General features: G+C 48.5%; 20 protein-coding genes. 11 read left to right on the top strand and 9 right to left on the bottom strand.

Annotated elements, in window-relative coordinates; translation table 11 throughout:
- Positions 1-5: 5 nt before the first annotated feature.
- Positions 6-1,307: an ABC transporter permease gene (locus HMPREF1535_RS23725; protein WP_046147812.1), complete on the bottom strand. Its 1,302-nt coding sequence runs from the start codon at positions 1,305-1,307 to the stop codon at positions 6-8.
- Between the two features lie 114 nt (positions 1,308-1,421).
- On the opposite strand from HMPREF1535_RS23725, the gene HMPREF1535_RS23720 reads away from it, so the two are divergent.
- The gene (locus tag HMPREF1535_RS23720) at positions 1,422-2,219 is read left to right on the top strand and encodes a DNA-binding domain-containing protein (RefSeq protein ID WP_046147886.1); all 798 of its coding nucleotides are present in this window, start codon (positions 1,422-1,424) and stop codon (positions 2,217-2,219) included.
- Positions 2,220-2,453: 234 nt separating this feature from the next.
- Here the strand turns inward: HMPREF1535_RS23720 and HMPREF1535_RS23715 are convergent, their stop codons facing one another.
- The 4 genes from HMPREF1535_RS23715 to HMPREF1535_RS23700 are packed head-to-tail and all read right to left on the bottom strand — an operon-like array spanning position 2,454 to position 7,002.
- On the bottom strand, positions 2,454-3,119 hold the full coding sequence (locus HMPREF1535_RS23715) for an ABC transporter ATP-binding protein (protein WP_007653641.1): 666 nt from the start codon (positions 3,117-3,119) through the stop codon (positions 2,454-2,456).
- Between the two features lie 33 nt (positions 3,120-3,152).
- Positions 3,153-4,415 carry an ABC transporter permease gene (locus HMPREF1535_RS23710; protein ID WP_046147811.1) on the bottom strand — a complete coding sequence of 421 codons (1,263 nt, stop codon included), beginning with the start codon at positions 4,413-4,415 and terminating at the stop codon, positions 3,153-3,155.
- Positions 4,416-4,436: 21 nt separating this feature from the next.
- Positions 4,437-5,708, bottom strand: a complete 1,272-nt coding sequence (locus tag HMPREF1535_RS23705; protein WP_046147810.1) for an ABC transporter permease — start codon at positions 5,706-5,708, stop codon at positions 4,437-4,439.
- A 49-nt stretch (positions 5,709-5,757) separates the two neighbouring features.
- The gene (locus HMPREF1535_RS23700; RefSeq protein ID WP_046147809.1) at positions 5,758-7,002 is read right to left on the bottom strand and encodes an efflux RND transporter periplasmic adaptor subunit; all 1,245 of its coding nucleotides are present in this window, start codon (positions 7,000-7,002) and stop codon (positions 5,758-5,760) included.
- A 207-nt stretch (positions 7,003-7,209) separates the two neighbouring features.
- Here HMPREF1535_RS23700 and HMPREF1535_RS23695 point away from each other — a divergent pair, with 207 nt between their 5' ends.
- Positions 7,210-8,049, top strand: coding sequence for a PepSY-like domain-containing protein (locus HMPREF1535_RS23695; protein WP_046147808.1), 840 nt, complete (start codon positions 7,210-7,212; stop codon positions 8,047-8,049).
- Positions 8,050-8,291: 242 nt separating this feature from the next.
- Here the strand turns inward: HMPREF1535_RS23695 and galB are convergent, their stop codons facing one another.
- Positions 8,292-10,802, bottom strand: a complete 2,511-nt coding sequence (galB, locus tag HMPREF1535_RS23690; protein ID WP_046147885.1) for a beta-galactosidase GalB — start codon at positions 10,800-10,802, stop codon at positions 8,292-8,294.
- Between the two features lie 94 nt (positions 10,803-10,896).
- On the opposite strand from galB, the gene HMPREF1535_RS23685 reads away from it, so the two are divergent.
- From HMPREF1535_RS23685 to HMPREF1535_RS23675, 3 genes are all read left to right on the top strand, one after another.
- Positions 10,897-12,201 (top strand): anaerobic C4-dicarboxylate transporter family protein, encoded by a 1,305-nt coding sequence (locus HMPREF1535_RS23685; protein ID WP_046147807.1) that lies wholly within the window; start codon positions 10,897-10,899, stop codon positions 12,199-12,201.
- A 206-nt stretch (positions 12,202-12,407) separates the two neighbouring features.
- Positions 12,408-12,956 carry a hypothetical protein gene (locus HMPREF1535_RS23680; protein ID WP_046147806.1) on the top strand — a complete coding sequence of 183 codons (549 nt, stop codon included), beginning with the start codon at positions 12,408-12,410 and terminating at the stop codon, positions 12,954-12,956.
- A gap of 103 nt (positions 12,957-13,059) precedes the next feature.
- The gene (locus tag HMPREF1535_RS23675; RefSeq protein ID WP_010800274.1) at positions 13,060-13,416 is read left to right on the top strand and encodes a thioredoxin family protein; all 357 of its coding nucleotides are present in this window, start codon (positions 13,060-13,062) and stop codon (positions 13,414-13,416) included.
- Positions 13,417-13,433: 17 nt separating this feature from the next.
- On the opposite strand, the gene HMPREF1535_RS23670 is transcribed toward HMPREF1535_RS23675, so the two are convergent.
- Positions 13,434-14,084: a DUF5715 family protein gene (locus HMPREF1535_RS23670; protein ID WP_046147805.1), complete on the bottom strand. Its 651-nt coding sequence runs from the start codon at positions 14,082-14,084 to the stop codon at positions 13,434-13,436.
- 109 nt (positions 14,085-14,193) lie between these two features.
- On the opposite strand from HMPREF1535_RS23670, the gene HMPREF1535_RS23665 reads away from it, so the two are divergent.
- From HMPREF1535_RS23665 to HMPREF1535_RS23640, 6 genes are all read left to right on the top strand, one after another.
- The gene (locus HMPREF1535_RS23665; RefSeq protein WP_046147884.1) at positions 14,194-14,436 is read left to right on the top strand and encodes a hypothetical protein; all 243 of its coding nucleotides are present in this window, start codon (positions 14,194-14,196) and stop codon (positions 14,434-14,436) included.
- Positions 14,427-14,744: a type II toxin-antitoxin system RelE/ParE family toxin gene (locus HMPREF1535_RS23660; RefSeq protein WP_046147804.1), complete on the top strand. Its 318-nt coding sequence runs from the start codon at positions 14,427-14,429 to the stop codon at positions 14,742-14,744. Before HMPREF1535_RS23665 ends, HMPREF1535_RS23660 begins: the two co-directional genes overlap by 10 nt.
- A 109-nt stretch (positions 14,745-14,853) precedes the next feature.
- Positions 14,854-15,849 (top strand): PhoH family protein, encoded by a 996-nt coding sequence (locus HMPREF1535_RS23655; RefSeq protein ID WP_007653659.1) that lies wholly within the window; start codon positions 14,854-14,856, stop codon positions 15,847-15,849.
- Positions 15,850-15,866: 17 nt separating this feature from the next.
- Positions 15,867-16,817 carry a phosphoribosylaminoimidazolesuccinocarboxamide synthase gene (locus tag HMPREF1535_RS23650; protein ID WP_046147803.1) on the top strand — a complete coding sequence of 317 codons (951 nt, stop codon included), beginning with the start codon at positions 15,867-15,869 and terminating at the stop codon, positions 16,815-16,817.
- A gap of 6 nt (positions 16,818-16,823) precedes the next feature.
- The gene (gene ubiE, locus HMPREF1535_RS23645; RefSeq protein ID WP_010800278.1) at positions 16,824-17,588 is read left to right on the top strand and encodes a bifunctional demethylmenaquinone methyltransferase/2-methoxy-6-polyprenyl-1,4-benzoquinol methylase UbiE; all 765 of its coding nucleotides are present in this window, start codon (positions 16,824-16,826) and stop codon (positions 17,586-17,588) included.
- A gap of 19 nt (positions 17,589-17,607) precedes the next feature.
- The gene (locus HMPREF1535_RS23640; RefSeq protein WP_007653662.1) at positions 17,608-18,348 is read left to right on the top strand and encodes a shikimate dehydrogenase family protein; all 741 of its coding nucleotides are present in this window, start codon (positions 17,608-17,610) and stop codon (positions 18,346-18,348) included.
- A gap of 66 nt (positions 18,349-18,414) precedes the next feature.
- On the opposite strand, the gene HMPREF1535_RS23635 is transcribed toward HMPREF1535_RS23640, so the two are convergent.
- Together HMPREF1535_RS23635 and HMPREF1535_RS23630 are read right to left on the bottom strand one after the other, a co-directional pair.
- Positions 18,415-19,179, bottom strand: coding sequence for a TIGR03915 family putative DNA repair protein (locus HMPREF1535_RS23635; protein ID WP_007653663.1), 765 nt, complete (start codon positions 19,177-19,179; stop codon positions 18,415-18,417).
- Positions 19,180-19,184: 5 nt separating this feature from the next.
- On the bottom strand, positions 19,185-20,444 hold the full coding sequence (locus HMPREF1535_RS23630) for a putative DNA modification/repair radical SAM protein (protein WP_010800280.1): 1,260 nt from the start codon (positions 20,442-20,444) through the stop codon (positions 19,185-19,187).
- Positions 20,445-20,467: the final 23 nt, after the last annotated feature.

The following is a 20,467-nucleotide window of genomic DNA, read 5'->3' as shown; positions in this document are numbered from 1 at the left end:
TATCCTTATTTATCGTTGATTGAATCTACTATCGGACGGCGTGTCGCTTTCCATACCGGCAGCAGCGACGAGAGCAGGTTGAGCACGACGCACAACCCGAAAGCCGAAAGGAAAAGCGGCAGGTTAAACAGCATGTCGAATGTCAGTTGTACATTCCCCTCATTCATAAACCCGAAATTGCTCAACAGGTAATTGCGCAACACGACCACCAGCAGCCACGAGACCAGCAAACCGACCACTCCCCCGATACAGGTCAACAGCAGGTTCTCGGTCAGCACCTGCGTCACCAGGGAATGCGAACGGGCCCCGAAGGCTTTCCGTAACCCCATCTCTTCGGTACGCTCCTGCATCCTCGACGAGATAAGCCCCGTCAGGTTGATAGCCGGGACGAGCAGGAAAACCAACGCGATCAGCAGATAACGACGGATAATATCGGCATAAGACATTCTAAAGTTGAGACTGCCTATCTGTGTCTGCTGAGGCGTGGAAAGATTGAAAGCATCCACATACCGCTCCTGCAAAGTCGTATTATATTGGAGACGGCGGCGATTCACCTCATCCCTGATCGCCTCAAAGCCGGCTGTGCTCTTTGCCAGCATATAAGCGCAGACAGGGCCTGCCGATCGTTCGGCTCCCCCCGCTTCCACCAGGGCAGGCACAGAGGAAACAGGCACCCAGGCATCGGCACAGGTCATCGTCATGACGGACGACACATCCTCCACCACCCCGGCCACCCGGTACTCCACCTGATTAATCATAACCCCTTTGCCAATCACATCAGCCGAACCGAACAGTTTGCGGGCATACGATTCGCTCAACACGATCCGTTTCATGCCGCTCTCATATTCTTCATCGGTATAAGGTTTGCCATGCAGCAGCCGAAAACTGAAGATACGCCAGAAGGCTGCATCGGTAGCCATCAAACGGGTTTTATAGCGGTCGGTGCTTCCCGGTAGCTGTGAATAGACAGTCCCCATCAACTGCCCCGTACTACCCGGATCGATACGCAGGCACGCCTCCTCCACTTCGGACAGCCCGTCCAGGATCTGCCGTGCCGCATGGTACGAAAGCATCCAGTTGTAGGTCCCCCCTTTTTCCTCATCCTTCGACTTCACGGAGGCACGGTTCAACTGCAACAGCCTGCTCCGGCAGTCTTCGGGAGCGATATCCGCGGTACGGATATAATATACGATCGCCATGACCATCACCATCGAGATGGCAAGCCCCGTCCCCAGAATATAGACGAAGCTGAAGAAGCGGTTCTGCTTCATCAGTTGCCAGGCTTGTTTGAGATACTGTTTGTACATATATATTACCTTTCTTAATTTATGTGATTCTGTTTCATCAGATTCAAAGCTTGTATGAGATATTGTCTGAACATATTACTTATCTTTGTCGTTTAACATTAATCTATGTGTGTTATGGATAAAGAGCTACCTAAATCAAAAATGACCGTTAAACCCGGCAAACTATTCGTCAAACTGAGTAAAAGCCAGTTGCCCGGACAAAAGCCGTTCTATAAAGGAACGTTGCCCAACCATCCGACGCTCACTATCGAAGATATCGCCGCCCGGGCCGTTAAAGCCCGCTCTTCCTACCGCCACGGAACGTTCGTCGAAGTGTTCCGTACGATGATCGAAGAGATGTACGGTGCCATCCACGACGGCTTCAACGTCGACTTCGGCCTGGGACGCACGGAACTGACCGTCACCGGCCGTTTCAACGCCCCTACCGACAAGTTCGACCGCGCAAAGCACGCCATCCGTGCCAACTTCCGCCCCTCTCCCCGTCTGAACCAGCTGATCGACTCGTTTCCGGCCGAGGTAAGCAACTTCAATGCGAACGCCCCGCTGCCAAACGAACTCAGCATCTACAACGAACGCCATGAAAAAGGACATGCCTACGAGTTCTGCTGTATCCCTTCCGACTACACCCTTCCGCTCTTCATCCACGGACAACGCGTGAAAGTAATGGGCGACCATCCGGATGTCGGCATCGTGATCCGTCAGGAGGAGGGCGACAAACGTTACTTTATCGAACCCCGGTTCGTCTTCATCAACCAGACGATGCGCCTGGCTTTCATGATCCCCGAAGCACTTACGCCGGGAAGATGGGTAGCGGAGGTGCATAGCCAGTACACACCTACTTACCACCTGTACAAGAAGCCTCGTGTCGGCACTGTCGCCTTTACCGTGCTAGACACTACCTCACCGGTATGATGTAACCTGCCTCACCGGGATGATGTAACCTGCCTCACCTGGGTGATGTAATCTACCTCATCTGGATGATGTTAACCACCTCATCAGGGTGAGGTGATCTGCCTCATCGGCGTGATGCGAGGTCTAGCATTAGGCTCCCCGTTCTCCCGGCAAACGGGGAGCGGGGAAGTCCACAACCTCTGTCTGCCCTGCCTGTAACACACTCCCTGCCTCTTCCCGAGAGGGGAAGGGCTACTATTGAACCTGTCGTCCGTCGAAGAAACGCACTGTGCGGCTGGTCTGCTGTGCCTGCGCTTCGTTGTGGGTTACCATCACGATGGTGCGGCCGTCTTCCTTATTCAGGCGGTGTAGGATATCCATGACCTCGATACCCATCTTTGAATCCAGGTTACCGGTCGGCTCATCCGCCAGGATAATCTCGGGATTCCCTACGATGGCACGGGCGATGGCTACACGCTGGCACTGACCGCCGGACAACTGTGTCGGGAAGTGGCGCATGCGGTGGCTCAGTCCGACCTTTTCGAGAACGGCTTCGGCAGCCTTGCGGCGTTCGGAAGAAGATACGTTGCGGTAGAGCAGCGGGAGTTCTACGTTATCCAGTACGTTCAACGAATTGATCAGGTGGAAGGACTGGAAGACGAAACCGAGCGTCTTGTTACGGAAGGCGGCCAGTTGTTTGTCGTTCATACTGACCGTATTGGTTCCGGCGATCTCGACCGTACCGGCTGTCGGGGCATCCAACAGTCCGATGATGTTCAGCAAGGTGGACTTTCCGCAACCGGAGGGGCCCATGATGCTGAGGAATTCTCCCTTCTGGATATCCAGATTCACATTCTCCAAGGCAACTGTTTCGATCTCCTTCGTACGGTAGATCTTCTCGAGGTTTGTTAATTTGATCATGATGTTTGATATTTAAATTGTTATTATTGTTCTTTATTCATAATGCAACGCCTCCGCCGGTTTCATCCGTACCGCCTTGTACATCGGGAACCAGATGCCGAGGCTGATCATACCCGCCATCAGCAGGTAGGCTCCTCCGAAGGTGACCGCGAAACGCCACCTGGTATAAGGCAAACGGATGGTATCGAGCATATCGAAATACAACATATTCAGGATAAAAACCAGTACCAGCGGGACAGTCAGCACCAGCAACATCAATCCCTCGCAATTCATCAGGCTACCAATCCGGCTACGGTTGGAACCCAGAGCCATACGAAGTCCGATCTCACCCTGCCGTGCCTGCGTGCGTAACCAGAACGTTCCGATAATACCGAAGAAAACATTGATGAGCATGAAACTGACCAGGGCAGACTTCTTCTTCATGGCGTCTTCGGATTTCTTCAGTATCCCGGTACGCATCTCGCTGAGGGGGACGACGCTGGAAACATAGACGTTATTCACCGTCAGCCGTTCGCCCATTCCTTGCAGGAACCTTTCCATGTCTTCCGGACGGAAACCGGATTTCATTCGCACCAGGCAGTCGATGCCTACCGCCTTCGCCTCTTCGATCTGCCTGATCATTTCTGACTGCGAAGGGATATAATAAAAGAAAGGGATACTCTTCTTATACTCCGATTCGCGGACAGGGCCAGAGACTGCCAGGATTGCCATCTCATCGGTGTTGTCGGGATGATACTTGACGGCCTTGCCCCGGGCGGAGACGTCCGCTCCATAAAAGAGCCGCTCCAGGTCGGAGGTGATAACGCCGCCTGTCCGCTGTCCGATCTGCGGACCCAGCAGGTTGCCTTCGGTATCTTTCATTCGTAGCACCGTGAAATACTCGGGACTGACGGTAGACTGGCGGAAGTTCGCCTTGATGAACGTATCCGCATCCGCCCGGTAGAGTTGCGAGAAGGCACGGCTTTGGGTGTACACACAGCCGACATGGGAGATGGAGACCTCCTCTACCTCGGACGCCTGTCGGAGCAGTCCCGCCAGCCGAAGCACGTCCTCCCCCTGGCGGGTGGTCAGCAACGAATCGTCCACGTATCCCGGAGTGCCCGGCGCGAGGATACCCAACTGTACCTTATACGTATCTTCGATGTCGAACCCCAGGGGCGAATAGTAAGTGTATTTATCGACCAGCAGCGAATCCGTCATTACCCACAGGATACTGACTACGACCAGCAGTTCGGCAAATATCCAGCCGTTGCTGCGGCGCTGGTTCCAGATTATTTTCAGTATATGCTTTATCATCTTCCTTTCGTATTTATATGGTTACATCTCTTCGGATTCTTCGCCTTTCAATGAAGCGGCTATCTGCTGGCGGGCGATACGCAGGGCGGGAATACCCGCAGAAAGCAGGTTCAGCAGCAGGCAGAACAGCAGGGCCACCAGGAAAAGTCCGGGTTTGAACAGCATATCGCTTTGCAGTACCGTGTCCGCCTTTTCTAGCAGGAAGCTGCGGCAGAGGGGCAACAACAGGAACGAGAGCAGCAAACCGATCACGCCGCCTACCAGGGTGATCACCCCGTTTTCGTAGAGGACCTGGCGGACCAGGTCGCCGTAAGTCGCCCCGAATGCCTTGCGGATTCCCATTTCCGAACGGCGTTTCTGCACCGCCGACTGGGTGACGCCCATCAGGTTAAGGGCCGGTACGAGCAGGAGGAAAAGCAGCAAGCCGCCCATCTCCGTGAGGTAGTCCTTCAGCTCGACCTTGATCTGTCCGCTCGTACCGATCGCTTTGTCGAAACGGCTGATAGGGTTATGGAAAAAGTTGATCTGCACCTCTTTCTTTGTGGAGTTGTAGCGGGCCATCTGCCCCTTCAGTTCCTGACGGATGGCGTCGAAACCGGACGTCTCACGGGCCAGCAGGCAGACGTTGAAGGCCCCCGACATATTCTCCATAAACGCCATATCCGACAGGACCCGGTTGGTGGTATAGGGCGTCCAGACCTGCCCGTAGGCGGTGTCGGCGGCACGGCTGACGTCTTTCACGACACCGCAGATCGTATAGGACATGCGGTCGATGATGACGGGTTTGCCGACAACCTGGGTAGTACCGTAAAGTTGCTTGGCGACGCTCTCACAGACAACGGCCTGTGGGATGGCGGAGCTGAAGTCGGCTTCCGAGAAAGGTTTGCCTTCCAGGAAAGAGAATGCGTATATCTTCCAGAAACCGGGATCGGTATAGTAGATCGTATAGGTCTTGAACATCTGCTTGCCCGGCAAAGAGAGCGGGGAAAAGCGGGTGGCCCAGGCACAGGCGGCCTCGGGTGTCTTCAGGGAATAGAAGCATTCGCGAACGGCTTCGACCGACATGTTGCCGCGGCTCCAACTGTTCTGAGCCTTTACTTCGGTACCGTTTTCGACATAGAGCATGCGGTCGCGGTTTACTTCGGGCACGAACGAGGTCAGTTGTACCTGGAAGACCAGGATGACAACCATGATCATGGCTATCGAAAGGGCCGTGCCGAGTATGGAGATCAGGCTGATGAGGCGGTTCTCACGCAGCATGTTCAGGGCTTGTTTGAGGTATTGTTTGAACATATTGTTGTTGTTTATGTTGGGGCGGTTCGCGAACCGCCCGTACGGGACGTTATTTTATTTTGAGTTTGTTCTTGTCCTTATAGCTTGCCATGTCGGAGACTACTACCTGGTCGCCGGGTTGCAGGCCGCTGATCACTTCTACGTATTCGTAGTTGCTGTCACCTAGCTGTACCTTGCGTTTCAAGAGTTGGTCGCCATTGACTACAAAGAGGTCGTATTCACCTTTGCCGACATAATAAGAGGCGTTGGCGATGCGCATGACGTCATCCTTGACGGCGTTCATGACATATACGTCGGTCTTGAGGCCGGAGCGGAGGCGGCGATGGTTGTCTTCTTCCAGTTGGACGGTGAAGGAGATGACGCCGTTCTTCGACAGCGGGGTGACGTCGCTGACGGTACCCTCCAGTTTGTCGCTGCCGATCTTGACAACGGCTTTGCTGCCGGCGGCGATACGGTCGCCATAGGTGTCGGCTATCTCACCCTCGATCTTGAAATGCGAGAGGTCGGAGACGATGGCGATCTTGGTGCCTTCGCTTACCTGAGCGCCGATCTCGTTGTTCACATAGGTCAGGATCGCCTTGCGGGGGGAGCGGACCTGGGCATCGTCGAGCGTGCGCTTGGTTTCGGCGAGGCTTTTGCGGAAGATGTTGAGTTCGAGCTCCTTCACTTTCAGGTCGGCTTCGGCAAGAGCCTGTTCGTTGATGTATTTTTGTTCGTCTTCCTTGAGTTTTAGCTGGCTGACGTTGTAGTCGAGTTCTACCTGGCGGACTTTGTCGGTGGTGCCGGCGCCGAGGCTGTCGAGGTAGCGTTCGTTACGCAGTTCGACGGCTTTACGGTCAAGTTCCATGCGGGAGACTTTCAGGTTCATCTCCATTTCGGAGAGTTTGCTATGGCCGGTGACACGGAGTTTTTCCAGTTCGAGTTGTTTCATCTGTTGTTCGTCCAGTTTCTTCTTGTATTCCGTTTCGGCACTTTGCAGGTCGAGTTTGAGGATCGGTGTTCCTACATCGACGGAGTCGCCGCCTTTCTTGTATATCTCGACGATACGGGTGTTGATGGGGGAATTGATGATCTCTTCGAAAGCGGGTATCACCTTGCCGGAGGCGCTGACCGATACTTCGATGACGCCCTGGTCGACGGTGGATATAGTCAGGTCTTTACGGTTCAGGCTGGTTTGCAGGAAAGAAATGATCACGGCAATGACGGCTACGACCGCTCCCACGCCTCCCCCGATCTTTATGATTTGTTTGCGTTGTTCTTTTCTTCGAACTTCTTTTGATATCTCTCTGTCCATATTTAGTATTGTTTTTATTTTCCGCCACAGTAGAGGCAAACTCCGTGCCAAAAAGCTAAACCACTGATATTGTGAGCCTACTATAAAACAAACAGTGTTCAATATCGGACAGTGTGTTCGGTTTTACAGAAAACATTCCGGCTCTCCACGTTGTTCTTTATCGACAAAGAAGGTAAAACACTTATTAATCGCTAAAACAAGAAAGATATGAGTACCAGATCTATTATTTTATCGCTTTTCGTCGCCCTGGGGTTCGTCCTCACCGGTTGCGACAATAATGATGACAATCACAAAAATGCCATCGAACCGACTGAGCCGGTAATGCAGGCTTTCAATAAGAAATATCCCGATGCCTCCAACCCGCTCTTTACAATTGAAGGGAATTATTACGTAGCCGAGTTCACGAACAATGGCGTTTCGACCGAAGCATGGCTCACCGAACAGGGCAAGTGGATGATGGACAAGGCAGATACACCTTTCAACCAACTTCCGGAGGCGGTGACCGGCGCATTCAATAACGGCCTTTATGCGGGCTGGAAAGTGGATGATTCTTATACGATCAACCGGGATAGCATGGCTGTCGTCTATAAGATTAATGCCGAAAAGGGGAACAGCGACATGGACCTGTATTATTCGCAATACGGCAACCTGATCAAAGCGGTGAACGACGAAGGGAACGAAGATGTCCCGATCGTAATCCCGGCAGAGGTACATACGTTGATGAACCTTACTTTCGCTACCTGCGACCTGTTGGATATACAGAGCAACAGCGAAGGATATATCCTGAATATGCTGGACGGAAAGGTTTATAAGATCGCCCAACTGAATAAAGATTACCGGTGGCAGAGTACCACCTACCAGATAGCCGTACAGGAGGTACCGGAGGTTATCATGGCTGCCTTCCAGTCCACAGGCTATGCCGGAGATACAATCGAAACAATAACAGTAAAGATCGAGATTGCCGGAACATTCTACACCTTCACCGTCGATCATAACGGACAGAGCACAGATGTCACATTCGATGCGATAGGGAATGTTGTTGGATGAAACAGCGTTAGAAATAATTGAGCTATCCCGTTCCCGTGCTTGACACGGGATCGCAAAGACACAGACCGTTTCCTATAATATCTTTTGATACTGCCAGTTCTCTTGCGGCCCCGTGTCAAGCACGGGGACAAGATTGCTCAATTTTGATAATAACCGAATCTCCCTACAACAAGAATCCCCTTGGCATGTTTGAAGTGCCAAGGGGATTCTTATTCCTATTATATCAATAAATATATACTGACTTACCGGCTTATCAACTCGATCCGTGCACTCTTGACACCCGGGGAGGATGCTTCAAAGTAAATCGTTCCCGGTGTTTCTTCCGTTTGTACGATGGCTGTCAGCTGGCCGCTGAACAGTTTCATCTGCGGAGCCTGGAAGGATTCGAGGCTGGCGGGGTTACCGTTGGCTGCCGCCTTGTAGGTTCCGTTGCCACGTACGTTGAACTTGATCTGGTTGGTGGCATCCGGACAAAGATTTCCGTTCTTGTCGACCACTCTTACGTTGATGAAAGAGAGGTCTTTGCCATCGGCTGTCAGGTTGGTACGGTCGGCAGACAGTTCGATATGATGGGGCTTGCCGGCTGTGTGCACTTCCTCTTCGGCTACGGCGTTGCCATCCTTATCATAGGCTACCACTTTCAATGTTCCCGGCTCGTATTTAGTATCCATCCACATCAGACGGTAACGTTTCTGACGTTCGAAACTCTTCTGAGCAGCTTCGGTATAGCTGCTGTCGATACCGATACTCAGGTCTTTCGTACGTTTGCCCTGGCTCTTTCCGTTGATGAACAGTTCGGCAGAAGGATAATTGGTATACACGAATACCGGAGTGACTTCGCCTTCGCGTCCCGGCCAGGTCCAGTGAGGCAGGATATGCAATGTCTTTTCCGCTTTGTTCCAATGGCTGCGGTACAGATAGTAACGGTCCTTTGGAATACCGGCCAAGTCGATGATACCGAACAGGGAGCTGTGGCTCGGCCAGTTGGTATAATACGGCGTCGGTTCACCCAGATAGTCGAAACCGGTCCATACGAACTCACCGATACAGTAAGGCAGGTCTTCATGCTGGATAAAGTCATCTTCCGGCAGGTTTGACCAGCCGCAATGTTCTACATCGTAAGAAGAGCTCTGATGATCGTCGTAGACTGCCATCGCCTTACGTTCAACCGGGAACTTATAAACACCGCGTGAACTTACCGTAGAAGCAGTCTCGCTTCCCAGGATGATTTCCTGCGGCAGTTTCTTATAATTGATCTGGTATTTGAACGGACGGTAGTTGAAACCGGCTACTTCCATGACAGCGGCAAAGTTATTATTCACAACAGCATCCGGGGCATCCATGCCCTGGGTAACAGGACGTGTCGGGTCTTCGCGGTGACAGATGTCCTGAAGGAAGCGGGCAATCTTGGCGTCGCCTTCGATCCACTGATTCGGCACCTCGTTACCGATACACCACATGACGATACTTGGGTTGTTACGGAAGTTATGAAGCAGGTTCACCATGTCTTTTTCCGCCCATTCGTCGAAGAAAAGGTTATAGCCGTTCTTACATTTGGCCACGTTCCATTCGTCGAAACTTTCAGCCATCAGCATCATACCCATTTCGTCGCAGGCCTTCACCAAATCGGGAGCCGGCATATTATGGGAAGTACGGATCGCATTACAACCCATATCTTTCAGGATACGGATCTGGCGACGGATAGCCGCATCATTGACGGCTGCACCCAACGGACCCAGGTCATGATGGTTACATACGCCTTTAAAGACTGTCTTTTCGCCGTTCAGGAAGAATCCCTTTCCCGGAATGATTTCGATGGAACGGATACCGAAAGGTGTCGTATATTCATCTTTTAACTTTGTTCCGTTCTTGTACAGGCGGCTTTCAGCCACATATAGGGCAGGCATATCCGGCGACCAGAGGGTCGGGGTGTGAACAATGAATTCCTGGTCGACCGTACCATTATTATATATGATATCGTTCAGCGGGAGCATTGTTTCAACCAGCATTTGTCCGTTCGGGTTACGCAGGCTGGTTTTCACGGCATATTGTTTCGGATCGGCACCTTCAGGAAGGTTAACCTTTGTGTTGACATTCACTTTGGCAAACTCTTTCTTAACGATAGGTGTTGTAACAAAAGTCCCCCATATCGGAATATGGGCATCTTCCGTAACAATCACATGTACATTTCGGTACAAGCCGGCACCCGGATACCAGCGGGAGGACTCCGGCAGGTTTTCCAGACGGACAGCCAGCGTGTTCTTCTGTCCCGGTTTCAAGTACTTCGTAATGTCAAAATGGAATGAGTTATAGCCATAAGGCCAGTAACCAACCTCTTCGCCATTGATATAGACTTTAGCGTGGCTCATCGCCCCGTCAAACAGGATTGAAGCTTTTTTCCCTTCAGCGAACTGAGGTACTTCAAACTCGGTGCGGTACCAGCCCACACCCACGAAAGGCAGACCGCCCGTACGGCCGGCATGTTCCATCGCCTCCTTTTGGCCGTCTTGCGAAATAGCCACTTCCTGCTTATCGTTCTGGGAACTGAACGGACCGTATATCGCCCAATCGTGCGGAACCGTCACCGATTGCCATTTACTGTCGTCGAAAGCGGGGTTGATAAAGTCGGGGTTATCCTCACGGGTGAACTTCCAGTTTTTCTCCAACAGGAATTCACTGCGTACTTGTTGTGCCGAAAGGTTAGTCAGCCAACCGAATAACGCGACTAAAATAACAAAATTGAATCTTTTCATGCGCATTTTAAATGTGTTTGTAGTTCTTAGCGCAACAAAAATAACTAAATTTGCGACTTTATCAAACTAAATCTACAATAACAAGTTACAGAATATGTTGATTCAATTAGCCTTCGTTTTAGTTGCAATAATTATCGGAGCCCGTTTAGGTGGTATTGGTTTAGGCGTACTGGGTGGCCTGGGACTGGCAGTACTGACTTTTGTCTTCGGCCTCGAACCAACGTCACCCCCTATCGACGTGATGTTAATGATCGTAGCGGTCATTGCAGCAGCCAGTTGTATGCAGGCTGCCGGAGGGTTGGACCTGATGGTGAAATGGGCGGAAAAGCTGCTTCGTAAAAATCCTTCCAAGATTACAATATTAAGTCCGCTGGTTACCTATCTCTTTACCTTTATTGCAGGAACCGGACATGTGGCTTATTCTGTTTTACCGGTTATTGCCGAGGTGGCGACCGAAACGAAGATACGCCCGGAGCGCCCGTTGGGTATCGCCGTAATTGCCTCACAGCAAGCTATTACAGCCAGTCCGATCTCTGCAGCAACCGTTGCCCTGTTAAGTATGCTGACCGGACAGGGGTTCAATGTCAGCCTGTTCGATATCCTGATGATCTCAGTACCCTGCACATTGGCAGGTGTTCTGGCGGGAGCATTCTATTCCCTGCATGTCGGCAAGGAACTGGAAGATGATCCTGAATTTAAAAGACGTATTGCTGAAGGAGAATTCACTACCCAGAAATATGAACTGAAAGATGTCAAAAACCAGAAAGCGGCCGGCTGGTCGGTCATTATCTTTATCCTGGCGACAATCGGGATTATCCTGTTCGGTTCTATCGAAAGCATCCGTCCGGTATTCAATGGGCAATCGTTGTCAATGGCTTATATTATCGAAATACTGATGTTATCGGCGGCGGCCATTATTTTACTGGCTACCCGGACAGACGGGATCAAGGCGGTACAGGGATCGGTTTTCTCTGCCGGCATGCAGGCCGTTGTCGCTATCTTCGGTATTGCCTGGATGGGTGACACATTTATCGGTGGAAATATGGCGGAACTGAAAGGTTCTATCGAGCAGATCGTTACGGCTATGCCCTGGCTGTTCGGGATTGCCCTGTTCCTGATGTCTATCTTATTATTCAGCCAGGCAGCTACCGTTCGTGCTTTGCTTCCTTTAGGGTTAGCGCTGGGGATCTCTCCGTATATGCTGATCGCCCTCTTCCCTGCCGTGAACGGATACTTTTTCATCCCGAATTATCCGACAGTCGTGGCTGCGATCAATTTCGACCGTACGGGAACTACGCATATTGGTAAATATATCTTAAATCATTCTTTTATGGTTCCCGGGCTGATAGCGACCGGTGTTTCTGTATTGCTTGGTTTACTTCTTATCCAACTGTTTTAAGGGCGGCCAGCAGGCTTCCCGTCAGAAAAAAAGAGATTCTAACTACCTCATTCTTATCGTTTTTTTAAAGAAAAGGCTTATCTTTATCTCGAATTTATAGAAAACAGGTGTATATGAAATGGTAGACCTGTTATTATTTTAGTAAGGATTTTATATTATTGATTAAGCTGTAATACACGAAAAAAGAGTCAGAGGCTCAGAGGTATATGATGGTAGTGGAAAACTTTATCTTGCCGGATCTTTTAGAAAGCATGCGCATTTCAACATCTTCTTCTCAGGAAAACACCCGGAATTTCCTGACTGATTATTCTATTGTGTATGCAGTATCCGGTACGTTATGTTTGAAAAACAGCGATTCCGAGCAGATCATTGAAGAAGGGGAATTAGCCCTTATCCCACCGGGAACATACGCTTTTTCCGAATCAGCCAATGATCAGAATCATTCCGGATTTACCTTCTTCTTCGACCAATGGACAGCACAGTGCATTCTCAAACTCCCGGAAGTGATCAGCGCCTTGAGTCTGTACCAACCGCCTGTTACCAGACAAAAAGTATATATCATCCCCCGGCAAAAGGTCTTCCGGAACTTTTTCAACGCCGTCCAGCTATACCATAACCTGGAGAAAAAGCTGAAAAAGGAAATGCTCCCGGTCAAGTTTACCGAGCTTATCTATCTGTTACTGAATAGTCCTCATAGAGACGTTGTTTTATCTTTTCTCTCCAAGGCTGCCGGTAATATGCCGGAGAAACGGTAAAGATATACCCCTGGGAAAAATTGACAAAAATATAAGTTATATTGCCATTCCGTTAGTCACCGAAGGAATGTAATTTTGCATTGTCAATTAAAACAATGAATATATGAAACCGATAGAACTAACAAAGACTGAATTCATTCAAAAAATAGGTAACGTCGAAGCTGCCCCGAAAGACTGGAAATATGTAGGTGACAAACCTTGTATCGTAGATTTCCAGGCTCCCTGGTGCGGTTACTGTAAACGTCTCGACCCGATACTGGAAGAGTTCGCCCAAACATATGAAGGACGATTGGATATTTATAAAGTGAATGTAGACAAAGAAGAAGATCTCGAAACGCTCTTTAATATCCGCACAATCCCTACCCTTCTTATCTGTAAAACGGACGGGACCAAAGAACTCATGCTGGGAACTATGCCCAAACACGAGTTGAAGAAGATCATCGAAGAGAAAATTCTGTAAAAAACCCCTATAACAGTTTATTTACGAACTGTAATATGGAAACATCCTTGCTTGCGTTCGTGCTTTATATAACAACGGTCTGCTCTTTTCAGGTCACGAAGCACTGACGCAAGTACCATTTTCAAGCGGTCGTTGTCGATATTCAGGGTATCTTTCTCATTGATCTTGGTATAACGCACCCAGGAAACGTCAAAGGTTGTACCATAACGGTGAGCCGAGTTCATGGAAGCATTGTAATTGCGTTTGCCCAGTTTCTTCACATCATCTACCGTACGGGTAACGCTGGTTACTTTTATTTTATAGAGAGATGCATTCAGATTATAAAGGGAGTCCTGAAAATTACGGCCGATATCTTCCAGTAAGGTTGCCGCTTCCGGAATCAGATAAGGGATAGAGTGTTTCAGTTCTTCCACTTCATAATAATCGCCGGTTTTGATCTCCTGCATCTTTTTGGAAGCATGTTCGGCATCTTCACGGTTACTGATGGGTTCTATTCCGATCTTTTGGGCGACAGCCAGCTGGACGTCATTCAAATCGTTAAAATCGCGATTATAACTTCCGTTATACCAGATGGTTTTCAACTCGCCACGTTTTTCTTTACAGGAAGGGAACACACTGGTCGACACCAGTACAAAAAACAATATAATTGCATTAATAGCTATTTTCATCCTTTTCAATTTTACGGAGGACAAAAATAAGAAAATTACAATACTTTGTTGTATGAAGATCAAAAAGAATTACCTATTTTTGTGGTCAACACAATTAATTAATAAGAATATGAGTACTTTAGAACTAAAACTTTCACTGATCGAACAACTCACCAAAATCGACGATGAGCAGTTGCTGAACAAGATCAAAAAGCTGATCAGCCAGCATGCAGAAAAGAAGACGGAGAGATATCCGGCACAAATGACGGTTGAGGAACTGAAAGAGGTGCTGAAGAAATCTATCGAAGAATCCAAACAAGGCTTGGGAATGACTACAGAAGAATTACGCAAAAGACATCCATTATGCAAATAAAACTAAAGTGGTTACCACGAGCCATCGCCTTACTTGACGACATTTACGAATATTACAGCGAGAAAAGTGAAAGATCTGCAATCCGCATATATAATAAGCTACTTGATTCTGCTGAACCTTTGAAGACATTTCCCTATGCCGGAATTTCCGAACCTTTATTGGAAGAATTTCCTCAGAATTTCCGCTCCCTGGTTGTCGAAAAACACTTCAAGCTGATTTACACCATCAGTCCAACCCTGATCGAGATACATGCCATATGGGATTGCAGGCAGGACAACTGGCGGCTAAAAGAAATGTTCCATCGGTAATATCAAAAAAAGACAGGAATATATTCATGAGATAAAGAATATTGCTAATTTTGCGTACCTAAATCAAATGGGAATAAAAACATAAAAAATAAGACAAGGAAAAGAACGGATGATAGAACGAATATATATTCTGGAAAGTGTGGACCCGGTTATTTTTTACGGAGTGAATAATGCGAACATGCAGCTGATTAAAACACTGTTTCCCAAGCTTCGCATCGTTGCCCGCGGAAATGTGATGAAAGTAATCGGAGACGAAGACGAATCCGAACTGTTCCTTAAGAAGATCCGTGAAGTAGAAAAATACTGCGAGGAATTTAACTCCCTGAGCGAAGATGTCATCCTCGACATTATCAAAGGAAAAACTCCGACAGTCGTCAAACAGGAAAACCTGATTATCCACGGAATGAACGGGAAGGCAATCGTTGCCCGCACCGAAAATCAACAAATACTCGTAAAAGCTTTTGAAGAGAACGACCTGGTCTTTGCTACCGGCCCTGCCGGAACAGGTAAGACATTCGTTGCAATAGCTCTTGCAGTGAAAGCGTTAAAGAATAAGGAAATAAGGAAGATTATCCTGAGCCGTCCCGCTGTAGAGGCCGGCGAAAAGCTGGGATTCCTTCCGGGAGAAATGAAAGATAAGCTCGATCCGTACCTGCAACCTCTGTACGATGCATTGCAGGATATGATTCCGGGTGCCAAACTCAAAGAGTACATGGAAAATAACGTGATTCAGATCGCCCCGTTGGCTTTTATGCGCGGACGTACGCTGAACGATGCCGTTATTATCCTTGATGAAGCACAAAATACAACGACGCACCAGATCAAAATGTTCCTCACCCGTTTGGGTATGAACGCTAAAATGATCATTACCGGCGACGTGACACAGATCGACCTTCCCCCTACCGCGACCTCCGGCCTTGTGCAGGCGATGCAGATACTGAAAGGTGTCAAAGGAATAGGCAAGGTGGAATTCGACAAGAAAGACATCGTTCGTCATAAGCTGGTACAGCGAATCGTTGAAGCATACGATAAATTCGATGAGAAAAAGAAAGCGGAAACCGCTGCAAAAAAAATAGAAAAGAACAACAAACTATCAGATAAATAATCAAAAATAAATTGGTCATGAAGAAGGCGTTAGTTAGAACAGATTACAATTTCCCGGGACAAAAAAGTGTCTATCATGGTAAAGTACGCGATGTGTACAATATCAATGACGAAGTATTGGTGATGGTCGCAACCGACCGTATCTCAGCTTTCGACGTAGTATTGCCGGAAGGTATTCCTTACAAAGGCCAGATGTTGAACCAGATTGCTGCCAAATTCCTTGACGCGACCACCGACATTTGCCCAAACTGGAAATTAGCTTCACCGGACCCAATGGTTACCGTTGGTGTACAGTGCGAAGGTTTCCCTGTCGAAATGATCGTACGCGGTTACCTTTGCGGTAGTGCATGGCGTGCTTACAAAAGCGGTGTACGTGAAATCTGTGGTGTGAAACTACCGGAAGGAATGCGCGAAAACCAGCGTTTCCCCGAACCGATCATCACTCCGACAACTAAAGCTGCTATCGGAGCTCACGACGAAGACATCTCCAAAGAAGAAATCCTGAAACAGGGACTTGTTTCTGAAGCAGACTACGCCGTTCTTGAAAAATATACCATGGAGTTGTTCAAACGTGGTACGGAAATCGCTGCACAACGCGGCCTGATCCTGGTAGATACAAAATATGAATTCGGTCACCGCGATGGAAAGATCTACCTGATCGACGAAATCCATACGCCCGACTCTTCACGCTATTTCTACTCGGAAGGGTATGAAGACCGTTTCGCCAAAGGTGAACCGCAGAAACAGCTGTCTAAAGAATTCGTTCGCGAATGGTTGATGGACAACGGTTTCCAGGGCAAAGCCGGACAGCAGGTTCCGGAAATGACTCCGGCTATCGTTAAAGGTATCAGCGAACGTTATATCGAACTCTTCGAACATATCACCGGCGAGAAATTTGAAAAAGGCGACACAGACAATCTGTTGGCCCGCATCGAAAAAAATGTAACCGATTATCTGAACAATAAATAAGCATATATGAAGTACGGTTCGGAACAGATTTTACCTTACAACCAGGAGGAACAGAAGGGCACGCAAGTCAAACGCATGTTCGACTCTATTGCAGGCACTTACGATCTACTGAACCATACGCTCTCGTTCGGTATCGATAAAATATGGCGCAGGAAAGGCATTGCTTTCCTGCGGCCTTTTTCTCCGCAATCCATACTGGATATTGCCACCGGAACGGGCGACCTAGCCATTTCCATGCACCGGAAACTAAAAGCCAACCGGATCATCGGGGCCGATATTTCAGAAGGCATGATGCAGGTCGGACGCGAAAAGGTAGCGAAAGCCGGTTTATCGGAGTATATATCGTTCGAACAACAGGACTGTACGGCACTCACTTATCCGGATAATTCATTCGATGCCGTTACCGCCGCATTCGGAGTACGTAACTTTGAAAATATCGAACAAGGTATTGCCGAGATGTTCCGGGTACTCAAACCCGGCGGCCATCTCATGATTCTGGAACTTTCCACACCGGAACATTTCCCGATGAAACAGCTCTACCCTATTTATTCAAAAACGATCATTCCATTTATTGGCCGGTTATTTTCAAAAGAGAAAGCCGCTTACAGCTATCTTCCGGAATCCATCAAAGTCGTTCCTCAAGGTAAGGTCATGGAAGAATTGCTTGCCCGCCAGGGATTTGCCCAGGCGAAAGCACGCACCTTCACCTTTGGAATTTGTTCATTATACACAGGTTGTAAGGATGGTTCGCGAACCACCCCTACGAAATAAACAAATACTAGAAAAGGTTATGCAGAAATATGGTTTATTGGGATACCCACTCGGACATTCGTTTTCCAAAACTTATTTCAACCAGAAGTTTGAAGCGGAAAAAATAGATGCCCAATATGTGAATTTCGAGATTCCGAATATCAAGGAAATTAAAAATGTACTGAAAGAGAATCCCGAATTGAATGGTCTGAATGTAACGATTCCTTACAAAGAACAGGTCATTCCTTATCTGGACGAACTGGATGAAGACGCCCGCCTGATCGGAGCCGTGAACGTTATCAAATTCACAAAAGGCCTTTTCGGTAAAAAACTGAAAGGATACAACTCTGATATCATTGGCTTCAAACAGTCTATCGATCCTTTATTAAATGAAACACATCGGAAGGCATTGATCCTGGGGACAGGCGGTGCCTCCAAAGCCGTATTCCAGGGACTAAAGCAACTGGGTGTCGGAGCAACCCTGGTTTCACGCAAACCGAAGGAATTTTGTATTACCTATGACGAAATCACTCCGAAAACAATGGAGCAATACACCGTCATCGTCAATACGACCCCATTGGGAATGTTCCCCAATGTCAACAGTTGTCCGGATATTCCATACGATTTGCTCACCCCAAATCATCTGTTATATGATTTGTTGTATAACCCGGATGAAACGCTCTTCATGAAAAAAGGAAAAGAAAAAGGGGCTGTCGTTAAGAACGGACTCGAAATGTTGCTGCTTCAGGCTTTTGCGGCCTGGGAGATCTGGCAAAAATAACCCAACTCCTCTGCCCGGCATTTTCTCACGAGTGAGAAAACAAGCCGAAGCCATTTTCGGACTTTCCTACTGCTTTTCCGTCATATATTTCCAGAAACGAACCGGCAAATGTTGCCGGTGCAGTTTCGGATTGATTCTTTCTTTTATCGCGATCGTTTTAAAATATTCTTTCCACATCTGTTGGAAAAGTTTTTCGTTTTCATCCATCAGCTCCTCACTCAGAAAACCGGAAAGCAGATGTGCCTCCTTCTGTTCAAAGCGAACTTCGATCGTTTCCTTCAGATCATAATAATATCCGTATTCACGGCGCATGTCGTAGATCAGCCATTTCTGGTCACCGAAACGGTCGTTCAGATAAGGAAGTACAAGCGGTAATACATTATATATAGGTTCGACAGCCGAGAAATAGGTACCATCCACCGCCTTCTGGAAACGAAGAAACTGCATGATACGAAGACGCTCATTACTCACCTTCTTCCATATTTTGGACATCTGCAATACATCAGGATCGCCGAAATTCACCTCGATAGACTTGGAATAGTCGATCGCCTTACGGATATAGCGGAATAAAAGCATGTCGATCTCCGGCAGCTCCGACAACCAGGAGACTGTCAGTCCGGAAAGGGAGAGTTTGGATATTTTCTTTTCAAGGCCTTTCCAGACACGGTCGGCTTTTTGCTTGTCGGAACAGATTGTCACCGTCTCCTCACAGAACAAAGGCAACGGTTCCCCTTCGGCCAGCAACACATCAGGAAACGACTTCCGGACGTAAGCGTCGAAGACGGCAGTCAGTAATCCCTCGAAAGTTTTGTCATATATAAAAGCAATCATCTTGTTTAGTCCCGGAATTGAAATGTTAGTTGCCGGTCGTCAAATTGTTTTCCCTTCTTTTGAATCAGGATGTGGCGCACATTCTCCGGCGTCAGTTCGTTAACCGTCCGCATCGCCAGTTCATGACAGGTAATGAAATATTGCGCTTTCTTCATCACGACCCCAATCTTCTTCAATTGCTCCGACCCGAGACGGGAGTAACGGCGGGAAACGATGATCATTTTCGCCGATTTCACCCCGATACCGGGAACGCGCAGAAGCAACTCGTAATCAGCTTTGTTGATATCGACCGGAAACATATGCGGATTTCGCAACGCCCACGATAATTTCGGATCGACCTCCAGATCGAGTTCCGGATAAGCATCGTTCACGATCTCATCCACTTTAAATTCATAAAAGCGCAACAACCAATCGGCCTGATACAAACGGTTCTCCCGCACCAGAGGCGGCTGTTTCAATGCCGGCAGCCGGTTATCATAATCGTTCACAGGAATGAAACCGGAATAATAAACACGTTTCATCGTCGGACGCTGATACAGGGCCGATGACAGGCGGAGAATATCCTTGTCCGTATCGGCAGTCGCCCCGACAATCATCTGCGTACTTTGTCCGGCGGGAGCAAACCTCGGAGCATGACGGAAACGCTTCCGTTCCTCTGCACTCTGTAATACCCCCTGCTGGATATAACGCATCGGGGCAAAGACGCTTTTAAAGTCTTTTTCCGGTGCAAGCACCTGCAAACTTTTTTCGTTGGGAATCTCGATATTCACACTCAGGCGGTCGGCATACAAACCGGCTTCGTTCACCAATTCCTGGCTGGCACCGGGAATGCTTTTCATATGGATATACCCGTTGAAACGATGAACCAGACGCAGATCTTTTATCACGCGCACCAACCGTTCCATCGTATAATCCGGACTGCGTACCACGCCTGAACTGAGGAAAAGCCCTTCTATATAATTACGCCGGTAAAACTCGATCGTCAGATTGACCAGCTCCGTAACCGAAAGCGTAGCCCGCGGCAAATCATTGCTCCGGCGATTAATGCAGTAGGCACAATCATACATGCAATTGTTGGTCAGCATAATCTTCAACAAAGAAATACACCGTCCGTCCTCCGCAAAACTATGGCAAATACCCCAGCCAGCCGCACTGCCTATCATTCCTTTCTTTCCGGAACGGGATGTGCCGCTTGACGCGCAGGATACATCATATTTAGCTGATTCTGCTAATACTTTCAGTTTTTCAAGTACATTTTCATTCATATTTCACGGGGATATACCACACA

This window comes from Parabacteroides goldsteinii DSM 19448 = WAL 12034 (assembly GCF_000969835.1).
Lineage (GTDB): Bacteria > Bacteroidota > Bacteroidia > Bacteroidales > Tannerellaceae > Parabacteroides > Parabacteroides goldsteinii.
Note: the sequence above shows the minus strand (reverse complement) of the source record. Positions and strands in the feature narration are given on the sequence as shown.

What these genes read in the sequence shown, in the direction of transcription:
- HMPREF1535_RS23725 (WP_046147812.1), bottom strand. Translation starts at nt 1,307, where the DNA reads ATGTACAAACAGTATCTCAAACAAGCCTGGCAACTGATGAAGCAGAAC.
- HMPREF1535_RS23720 (WP_046147886.1), top strand. Translation starts at nt 1,422, where the DNA reads ATGGATAAAGAGCTACCTAAATCAAAAATGACCGTTAAACCCGGCAAA.
- HMPREF1535_RS23715 (WP_007653641.1), bottom strand. Translation starts at nt 3,119, where the DNA reads ATGATCAAATTAACAAACCTCGAGAAGATCTACCGTACGAAGGAGATC.
- HMPREF1535_RS23710 (WP_046147811.1), bottom strand. Translation starts at nt 4,415, where the DNA reads ATGATAAAGCATATACTGAAAATAATCTGGAACCAGCGCCGCAGCAAC.
- HMPREF1535_RS23705 (WP_046147810.1), bottom strand. Translation starts at nt 5,708, where the DNA reads ATGTTCAAACAATACCTCAAACAAGCCCTGAACATGCTGCGTGAGAAC.
- HMPREF1535_RS23700 (WP_046147809.1), bottom strand. Translation starts at nt 7,002, where the DNA reads ATGGACAGAGAGATATCAAAAGAAGTTCGAAGAAAAGAACAACGCAAA.
- HMPREF1535_RS23695 (WP_046147808.1), top strand. Translation starts at nt 7,210, where the DNA reads ATGAGTACCAGATCTATTATTTTATCGCTTTTCGTCGCCCTGGGGTTC.
- galB (WP_046147885.1), bottom strand. Translation starts at nt 10,802, where the DNA reads ATGAAAAGATTCAATTTTGTTATTTTAGTCGCGTTATTCGGTTGGCTG.
- HMPREF1535_RS23685 (WP_046147807.1), top strand. Translation starts at nt 10,897, where the DNA reads ATGTTGATTCAATTAGCCTTCGTTTTAGTTGCAATAATTATCGGAGCC.
- HMPREF1535_RS23680 (WP_046147806.1), top strand. Translation starts at nt 12,408, where the DNA reads ATGATGGTAGTGGAAAACTTTATCTTGCCGGATCTTTTAGAAAGCATG.
- HMPREF1535_RS23675 (WP_010800274.1), top strand. Translation starts at nt 13,060, where the DNA reads ATGAAACCGATAGAACTAACAAAGACTGAATTCATTCAAAAAATAGGT.
- HMPREF1535_RS23670 (WP_046147805.1), bottom strand. Translation starts at nt 14,084, where the DNA reads ATGAAAATAGCTATTAATGCAATTATATTGTTTTTTGTACTGGTGTCG.
- HMPREF1535_RS23665 (WP_046147884.1), top strand. Translation starts at nt 14,194, where the DNA reads ATGAGTACTTTAGAACTAAAACTTTCACTGATCGAACAACTCACCAAA.
- HMPREF1535_RS23660 (WP_046147804.1), top strand. Translation starts at nt 14,427, where the DNA reads ATGCAAATAAAACTAAAGTGGTTACCACGAGCCATCGCCTTACTTGAC.
- HMPREF1535_RS23655 (WP_007653659.1), top strand. Translation starts at nt 14,854, where the DNA reads ATGATAGAACGAATATATATTCTGGAAAGTGTGGACCCGGTTATTTTT.
- HMPREF1535_RS23650 (WP_046147803.1), top strand. Translation starts at nt 15,867, where the DNA reads ATGAAGAAGGCGTTAGTTAGAACAGATTACAATTTCCCGGGACAAAAA.
- ubiE (WP_010800278.1), top strand. Translation starts at nt 16,824, where the DNA reads ATGAAGTACGGTTCGGAACAGATTTTACCTTACAACCAGGAGGAACAG.
- HMPREF1535_RS23640 (WP_007653662.1), top strand. Translation starts at nt 17,608, where the DNA reads ATGCAGAAATATGGTTTATTGGGATACCCACTCGGACATTCGTTTTCC.
- HMPREF1535_RS23635 (WP_007653663.1), bottom strand. Translation starts at nt 19,179, where the DNA reads ATGATTGCTTTTATATATGACAAAACTTTCGAGGGATTACTGACTGCC.
- HMPREF1535_RS23630 (WP_010800280.1), bottom strand. Translation starts at nt 20,444, where the DNA reads ATGAATGAAAATGTACTTGAAAAACTGAAAGTATTAGCAGAATCAGCT.